The sequence below is a fragment of the uncultured Holdemanella sp. genome (genome assembly GCF_934772795.1).
GTDB lineage: Bacteria > Bacillota_I > Bacilli_A > Erysipelotrichales > Erysipelotrichaceae > Holdemanella.
Map to the genome: position 1 here is coordinate 1 of NZ_CAKVMR010000085.1, position 8,473 is coordinate 8,473.

An 8,473-nucleotide genomic window follows, 5' to 3' on the forward strand; every position below is an offset into this window, starting at 1 on the left:
ACAAATTGTGACAATTCGACAGTTTTTCACATACCGCATTCCCCTGTTCCGAAACCAAAATCTTAATATATAAAAAAACTAGACCGAACGGCCTAGTTAGTCTTTACTTGGAAATTTAAATACTTGCTCCCCCTCTTTTGTCACTAAGTATTTTCCACGCGCAATATATTCAACATAATCTGGATTTGTCAGATTCTGTTTTGCCTTCTCCAATTCTTTCTTTTTAGAAGACAATTCCTTTTTCTCTTTTTTCTTTTGAACAATGCTCGACTTTAACTCATGCGTCATTGACAATTGCTGCAAACCACCCATGATTAAAAAGCCAGACATAACCAGCATTGCGATATATACAAAGAAATGTTGAACTTTATTTCGTTTTCCCTTCATATTTTTATCCCCTTTTAACTATATCATATAATTGAAAACGATTTCAATGCAAATTATTTCACACGCATAGCTAAAATCGCAATATCACTCGGATTTATACCAGAAATACGACTCGCCTGTCCCAAAGTTAAAGGCTTGATAGCTGTTAATTTTTGTCTTGCCTCCAAAGATAAATTATCCATATTTTCATAATCCAAATCTGCAGGAAGCTTCATCTTTTCCATCTGCTGCAAATGCTTCGCATCACGCTTTGCCTTCGCAATATAACCTGCATACTTGGTTTGGATCTCAATCTGCTCATTGATTTGGTCTTCATAATTCAATCCAGTATATTTTTCTAAGCCCTTAACTGTAATTTTTGGACGCTTGATCAAATCCAATGCACTACATCCATGTGCCAACGGTTCAAAGCCTAAACTTTCAAGATATTCATTGACTTCACTATTTGGTTTAATATGAGCATTTGAAAGTTCTTCTCGAGCAACTTCAATATCATCCATCTTCTTTTTAAATGCATCATATCTTTCTTGTGAAACCAATCCAATTTCATAACCCTTTTCAAGCAATCTTTGATCCGCATTATCATGACGCAACAATAAACGATATTCCGCTCTTGAAGTTAATAAACGATATGGTTCTTTAGTTCCTTTTGTACATAAATCATCTAACATGACACCAATATAAGCTTCATCACGACGAAGAACCAATGGTTCTTTACCATCTACTTTCAATGCCGCATTTGCCCCAGCCATCAATCCTTGACCAGCCGCTTCTTCATATCCACTCGTACCATTGACCTGACCTGCTGTAAATAAATTCTCAACAATTTTATTTTCCATATTTGGCTTCATCTGAAGTGGATCAATCGCATCATATTCAATCGCATACGCATATTTTTCAATCACGCAATTTTCAAGACCAGGCAAAGAATGAACCATCTTTTCCTGTACATCAATCGGCATTGATGTGGAGAATCCCTGAATGTAAATTGTATCTAATTCTTTAGATTCAGGCTCTAAGAAAAGCTGATGTCTTTCTTTATCCGCAAAACGCACCAATTTATCTTCAATACTCGGACAATAACGAGGCCCTACCCCTTTTACTAAACCAGAATACATGGCAGAATCATGCAAATGTGTATGTATGATTTCATGCGTTTCTGGCTGTGTATAAATCAAATGACAAATCTCTTGTTTTTCGAAAGGTAATACATCCTCTTGTTTTGTTGTCTCACTAAAACGCAAAAATTGATTTGTCCCTGGCTGAGGTTCTGCCTTAGTAAAATCAATTGTATCCATTTTGATACGAGGTGGTGTACCCGTCTTTAAACGGAAAGTTTTAATTCCTGCCTCACGCAATGATTCTGACAACGTATTGACCGTCCTTTGATTTTCTGGTCCTGAAACAGTGGAAGTGTGACCTCTTAAAACATTACTTGTCATATAAGTACCTGTCGTCAAGACAACTGTCTTACTTTCAATAAATGTTCCATCTTCTAACTCAACACCACAAGCTTTTCCATCCTTGATCACAACAATCTTACATGCTGCCTCAATAATATCTAAATTTTCCTGTTCTTCTAATGCCTTTTTCATAAAACGTTTGTAGGCAATCTTATCGCTTTGAACACGCAAACTCCAGACTCCAGGCCCTTTTGTCGTATTCAACATCTTAAACTGTAAAGCCGTTTTATCAGCCGCAACAGGCATCATACCACCCAAGGCATCAATTTCTCGAACTACGATTCCTTTTGCCGGTCCACCCACGCTAGGATTGCATGGCATCGAACCGATCATATCTTTACTTAAAGTAACAATAGCCGTTTTTTTATTCATACGACTTGCAGCTAAACAAGCCTCAATTCCGGCATGTCCAGCTCCAACAACTACTACATCATACATTTTATACACCCGATTTCTTTCTTAGTTGAAAATGAAAAATACTTTGTGGAACTTTTAAATACAAAGTAACTACCACATATACAATTACACTTAATAATCCATTTAAACACATCTTGAACAGACATGAAAGCTTTGATCCTTCAACACCATACAATCCAATTTTTGATAGAAGAATTGAAGTAATCCATAATGCGAGTAATCCAATCAAAATACGTACTACGATAATTAAAGTTTTACGATATGAAATCTTATATACATCTTGAATCTCTTTTAAGTTTTTATAAATGATATATCCTGTACCAATAAAACTTGAAATAACAGCACCCGCAATACCCATGATCCATACAAACGGAATCAAAAGAACACCTTTGATCAATACACCAATGGCCAAATTTTTTAATACATTTTTTCTTAATTCCAAAGAAACCATTAAATTGGTAACTAATGGAGCTAATGTAGACAAGAAACCTTCCAAAGACATCCATTGTACAACGAATGTACATAATTCCAAGTTTTCAGAATAATATAATGTGTAATTCAATGGTCCTGCATACGCAAAAATACAAAACGATACAGGAATGGCTACATATAAAACTACGTTGATACTATCCAATACATTTTTCTTAACCAACTTATAATTTTTCTTTGATAAAGCCTCGGAAATATGTGGAATGATCGCTGTCGCAAAACCTGGACCTAAAATCATTGGAATCGCATTTAATTTACCTGCCACATAGTTTGATGCAGAAATGACAGTCGTTGTATCTTTGGCATTATAATGCATCTTTAATCCTGTAGGAAGCAAGAAACCATTAAATACCTGGTCAATATTCCCTAAAATCGCAACCACTAAATAAGGAATGGCTAAGACAAGAATTTCTCTGAAGATCTTCTTAGCTGAATGCGAACGTGTCGTTTGTCTTTGTGCCATTTCATCCACTACACATTGGTGTTTACGATCAAAATACGCAAATTGAGCAATCGCCGCAATCGTTGCCACAGAAGTTGACATAACCGCCGCATATAATGCATACTTTTTATCCCACCCAAACGCATACACTACAAGGCATGCTGCACTTAGTAAAAACGCAACTCGAAATACTTGTTCGAAAGCTTGTGAAAAAGCATATTCTTCCATTTCTTTTAAGCCTTGATAATATCCTCGAAAAGCAGACAATACAGGAACAAGGAAAATTGCCAAAGATAATATTTTCAAACAATTTGCCATGATATCGGCATTTTTGGCAACCATGGCTGGTGCAATCACATTCGATAATGTAAATAATAGAATCATGCCGACAAATCCCGTTAAGCCTAAAATCGCAAAAGCTATTTTCTTTACTAAAATAACACTTTTCGCATCTTCTAACGCAATATATCGTGCTACAAGTGTGGCCACCGCAAATGGGACTCCCGATTGAAATATCGTCAATAAATACGCATATATATTATAAGATTGCGCATAAACAGACTGATACGCTTCCGACTGAAGTATATATGAAAATGGAATTGTATAAGCCAATCCAATTAGTTTTGATACAAATAGACCGCCCGTTCCTATCAGGCCGCCCACAATAATCGACTTTTTAGCCGCTGAAGATTTCGACATAGAATAAATACCCCCAATTTCATAATTATAACATACATCCTTAAAAGTATTATGATTTTTTACACATTAAGAGTATAGTAAAGATAAGGAGTGTGAGAATATGTATCCAGCCTATATACATACGCAAACGACGGCTCGAAACATTGATCATGCAGCCATCAAAACATACCAAATTCCTAGCTTGATTTTGATGGAACATGCAGCTATAAAATCAGCCGAAATCATTGAACAAATCGCAAATACTAACCAATCTATCTGCATTCTTTGTGGCCCTGGAAATAATGGTGCCGATGGACTTGCAATCGCAAGACTTCTACAGCCTAAATATCCAAATCTATATGTGGTGGTTCCAGAAATTAAAAAGATGTCGGATGAAGAAAAAATTCAATTTCAAATGATACAGAATTTTAAGATTCCATTCAGCCAAAATCTTCCTAATGTCACTTATGACATTTACATTGATTGCCTTTTTGGCAACGGACTATCTAGAGATATTACTGGATTTTATAAAACGATGATTCAAACTGTGAATACATCCCATTCAACCATCATCAGTATTGATATGCCTAGCGGCATTGATTCCACTATGGGAAATGTTCTTGGATGCGCCATTCATGCCGATTATACAATTAGTTTAGATTGCTACAAACAAGGACAATGGCTAAATGAAGGAAAAAATCATTGCGGTAAATTATACCTTGTAGATATTGGAATCCCTCAGATTCTTCATCAAAAATGCATGGACAAAATCAAAGTATTAAATGAAGAGGATATTCATCTTCCAAATCGTCCATTGAATGCGCATAAGTCAACTTTTGGAAAAGCCCTAATGATTGGTGGAAGTCAAAACATGCATGGTGCGATCCATATGGCAAGTTTGAGTGCTTATAAAAGTGGTATTGGAACTCTTACTCTGATGGTTCCTGAATGTATTTCTAATATTCTTGCAATCAAGTCTGATTTTTATATGCTTCTTCAATGTGCCGATCGCAATGGTATCTTTAGCTCTAAAGCCATTGAATTGTTGAAACAAAATATAAATAATTATTCTATTGTTTCCATTGGAAATGGCATGCAAAAAAACAATATTACTGTTGCTTTAGTGGAACAAGCCTTAAAGAGTGATAAAAAAATAGTACTTGATGCCGATGCATTATGGGCTGCTCAAAAAAACATTGATTTATTAAAACGAAATGAAACTACAATTTTAACTCCGCATATTAAAGAAATGTCCGATTTAACAGGTATAAATGTTTCCACCATTTTATCAAACCCATTTGAAGTAGCTCGTGACTTTTCAAAAGAATATCCAAGCTGTGTACTAATACTAAAATCAAGTCAAACCTATATTGCCCATCAAGGCAATGTCTATGTTTTAGATGCACAAAATGCAGGTCTGGCAAAAGGCGGAAGCGGAGATATTTTATGTGGTATTGTCGTTGCGATGCTTGGACAGTGCAAAGATAGTTTACAAGCTGCTCTATGTGCTACCTATATTCATTCGCAAAGTGCCAAACTTGATATAGATTCGGCAAGTTTTATGCCAGAAGATATTATCAACAACATTCCAAATGTACTAAAAAGGCTGAGATCTTAATGATTCTCAGCCTCGTCTTTTTCTATTAAATTTTTCAATGTTAAAACAGCACATTCCATCAATGGTTTTAAATCATGATTCTGTGTATTGGTTAATCCTGCTTTTTCTCTTTCCTGATTCGCTAAGCACAAGAACATAGCTCCACTACGAACGTGACGCGTTTGTCCTACGATAAACACTGTACTTGATTCCATTTCAGATGCTAAACAATCTAGTTTACAATACGCATCCCATTTGTTTTGTAACTCTTGATAAACTGGCATTGTTTCAGGTGCATGCTGACCAAAGAAAGAATCCTTACTTTGAACAACACCAACATGATAAGAAAGGCCAAGTTTTCTAGCACTTTCTACTTGAGCACTTAAAACATCAAAATGACAAACTGCCGGAAATTCAATAGGTGCATATTCACGTGTTGTACCTTCTTGGCGAATAGCACCACTGGCAATCACAATATCTCCACCTAAAACATCAAGTCGCATACCTCCACAAGTACCTACACGTAAGAATGTATGACAACCGAGTTGTACAAGCTCTTCCATTGCGATTGCAGTACTAGCTCCACCAATACCGGTAGAAACCACGCTGCACAAAACCCCATTTATATATCCTGAATATGTAACATATTCACGGTTATCCGCAACAAAATAGGCATCATCTAAATAAGCTGCGATATCCTTTACTCTTTTAGGATCTCCCGTCAAAATGACATAATCCCCAACATCACTTTCCTCTAATTGAGTATGATATTGTTTATTTGAACCCTCTGTATAATCAATCATAGTATGTCCTAGAAAGATTGGAATTGTAAGTAGTAAACATTTGGATGAAACATTGTCGTATTAAAGCTATAAGCCTGACAATCATCGCTTTCTCCATCCCAGTCATTATTCAATTTTGATAATAAATCATCAATTTCATCTTCACTCAAATCACTTGTCGCATAAAATTCCATGCAACCAGCTAAACTTGGCTGTAAACGACTTGGAGAATAAGACATCTTTGCGCAAATTTCATTCAATGCATTTTGAACAACTTCAACAACCGCATCATCTTCTTTGTCTACAACAACATGCAATCTTATCTTCATTATGCGTTCACCTGATCTACTACGTAATTACATAATTTTTTTAAGTTTGTATCATTAGATAAAGTTATAACTTTCCCCAAACTTAAGTTTAATGCGGCAATGACAGGCTCGTTGTTTTCCATCAATACATTTAAAGTACCTGTAGTATTTTCATAATACACATCAAATAAATAGCTTACTTTTCCATTTTCTTCTTTCTTTTCTCTTAAATCAAAATGGAAAGCATCCTTATTTTTTAAAATAATACGAACAGCTCCTGCTCCAGAGCTAGGAATTGATTTTGCCATAGAAACCTCCTATTTTTTATTAGCATCATATGTAAGCATAATGCCTAAATTCGCATAAATACTTAAATCTACATCCGCAACATCACAAGTTACATGTGCCTGCATACCTTTTAATTTTGGTAACATAGCTAATGCTTTTTTTGCATCTTCACTATGCAAAGCAGAAACAGATAACGCAATTAAAATTTCATTTGAGTGAAGTCTAGGATTTACCGAACCTAAATATTCTGTCTTTAAGTTTTGAATAGGTAAAATAGCTTCTGGTGAAATTAAAACTTTCTTTTTATCAATACCTGCAAGATGCTTCAAAACATTCATTAAAACGGCTGAGCAAGCACCCATTAAATTTGTTGTTTTACCTGTAATAATTGTTCCATCATCCAATTCAATGGCACCAGAGAAAGAATGTGTTTGTTCTTCTCTTTTACGTGCAGCCTCAACACAAGGACGATCTAATTCAGTGATTCCGGCCTTATTCATCACAACTTCTTGTTTTTGAACTTCATCATGTGAACAAAGTTCATGCGCATATCTTGTTTTACTTACAAAGTAACGACGAATAATTTCTTGATTACTAGCATTACAACAAGCTTCATCATCACTGATACATAAACCAGCCATATTTACACCCATGTCAGTTGGGCTTTGGTAAGGACTTGATCCATATATTTCTTCAAAAATGTTCTTTAAAACAGGGAAAATCTCAATGTCACGGTTATAGTTAACTGTAACTTCATTGTAAGCCTGTAAATGGAATGGGTCAATCATATTTACATCGGCCAAATCTGCAGTTGCTGCTTCATAAGCTAAATTCACAGGGTGATTCAAAGGTAAATTCCAAATAGGGAATGTTTCATATTTTGCGTAACCTGCTTTAATACCGTGTTTATGTTCATGATATAACTGTGATAAACAAGTGGCCATTTTACCGCTACCAGGACCTGGAGCTGTAACAACAACTAATGGTCTTGTTGTCTTCACATAATCATTCTTTCCAAATCCAGAATCCGAAATAATTTTTTTAGTATCTGTAGGATATCCTTCAATATAGTAGTGGAAATATACATCGATTTTTCTACGTTTTAAACGAGCCTTAAATAAGTCAACCGCTTTTTGACGGTTGTATTGTGTAACAACAACACTACCAACATATAAACCACGTTTAGTAAATTCATTGATCAAACGTAAAACATCTTCTTGATATGTAATTTGTAGATCAGAACGAGTTTTGTTTTGTTCAATATCATTAGCATTAATGACAATGACAATTTCTGCATCATCTTTTAACTGCATCAACATCTGTAATTTTGAATCTGGCGAAAATCCAGGTAATACACGAGAAGCGTGATTATCATCAAATAATTTTCCACCAAACTCCAAATATAATTTATCTCCAAATTGAGAAATTCTTTCTTTAATATGCTCTGACTGCATTTCTAAATATTTTTGATTATTAAATCCAATTTTGTTCATAATTTTACTCTCCATACAACGCACTATTTTACAATAAAATAAAAAAAAAGGCAAAAAAAAAGGACCCGGCAGCTAGCTATCTTCGCAGGGGCAAGCCCAACTATTGTCGCCGTGAAAGTGCTTAACTTC

The 8,473-nt window shown here is 35.2% G+C and carries 8 protein-coding genes; 1 reads left to right on the top strand and 7 read right to left on the bottom strand.

All coding sequences use genetic code 11. The features are described from left to right. Nucleotides 1-96 precede the first annotated feature (96 nt). The 3 genes from Q0F04_RS10870 to Q0F04_RS10880 are packed head-to-tail and all read right to left on the bottom strand — an operon-like array spanning nt 97 to nt 3,897. Nucleotides 97-387 (bottom strand): septum formation initiator family protein, encoded by a 291-nt coding sequence (locus tag Q0F04_RS10870; protein WP_295753222.1) that lies wholly within the window; start codon nt 385-387, stop codon nt 97-99. A gap of 53 nt (nt 388-440) precedes the next feature. After that, the gene (gene mnmG, locus Q0F04_RS10875) at nt 441-2,288 is read right to left on the bottom strand and encodes a tRNA uridine-5-carboxymethylaminomethyl(34) synthesis enzyme MnmG (protein WP_117572887.1); all 1,848 of its coding nucleotides are present in this window, start codon (nt 2,286-2,288) and stop codon (nt 441-443) included. A gap of 1 nt (nt 2,289) precedes the next feature. Further along, nucleotides 2,290-3,897 (bottom strand): oligosaccharide flippase family protein, encoded by a 1,608-nt coding sequence (locus tag Q0F04_RS10880; protein ID WP_295753225.1) that lies wholly within the window; start codon nt 3,895-3,897, stop codon nt 2,290-2,292. Between the two features lie 100 nt (nt 3,898-3,997). On the opposite strand from Q0F04_RS10880, the gene Q0F04_RS10885 reads away from it, so the two are divergent. Beyond that, on the top strand, nt 3,998-5,494 hold the full coding sequence (locus Q0F04_RS10885) for an NAD(P)H-hydrate dehydratase (protein WP_295753227.1): 1,497 nt from the start codon (nt 3,998-4,000) through the stop codon (nt 5,492-5,494). Here Q0F04_RS10885 and Q0F04_RS10890 read toward each other — a convergent pair. Genes Q0F04_RS10890 through Q0F04_RS10905 form a run of 4 tightly spaced genes read right to left on the bottom strand, consistent with a single transcriptional unit; the run spans nt 5,491 to nt 8,344 of the window. Then, entirely contained in the window at nt 5,491-6,276 is a 786-nt protein-coding gene (locus Q0F04_RS10890; RefSeq protein WP_295753229.1) for a nucleoside phosphorylase, read from the bottom strand. The two genes, Q0F04_RS10885 and Q0F04_RS10890, sit on opposite strands and share 4 nt — an antisense overlap. 8 nt (nt 6,277-6,284) lie before the next feature. Next, nucleotides 6,285-6,584 (bottom strand): hypothetical protein, encoded by a 300-nt coding sequence (locus Q0F04_RS10895; protein WP_117572893.1) that lies wholly within the window; start codon nt 6,582-6,584, stop codon nt 6,285-6,287. After that, complete coding sequence (locus tag Q0F04_RS10900) at nt 6,584-6,871, bottom strand: hypothetical protein (RefSeq protein ID WP_117572895.1); 288 nt, start codon at nt 6,869-6,871, stop codon at nt 6,584-6,586. Before Q0F04_RS10900 ends, Q0F04_RS10895 begins: the two co-directional genes overlap by 1 nt. A 9-nt stretch (nt 6,872-6,880) precedes the next feature. Continuing rightward, nucleotides 6,881-8,344 (bottom strand): DUF1846 domain-containing protein, encoded by a 1,464-nt coding sequence (locus tag Q0F04_RS10905; protein ID WP_295753231.1) that lies wholly within the window; start codon nt 8,342-8,344, stop codon nt 6,881-6,883. Nucleotides 8,345-8,473 lie beyond the last annotated feature (129 nt).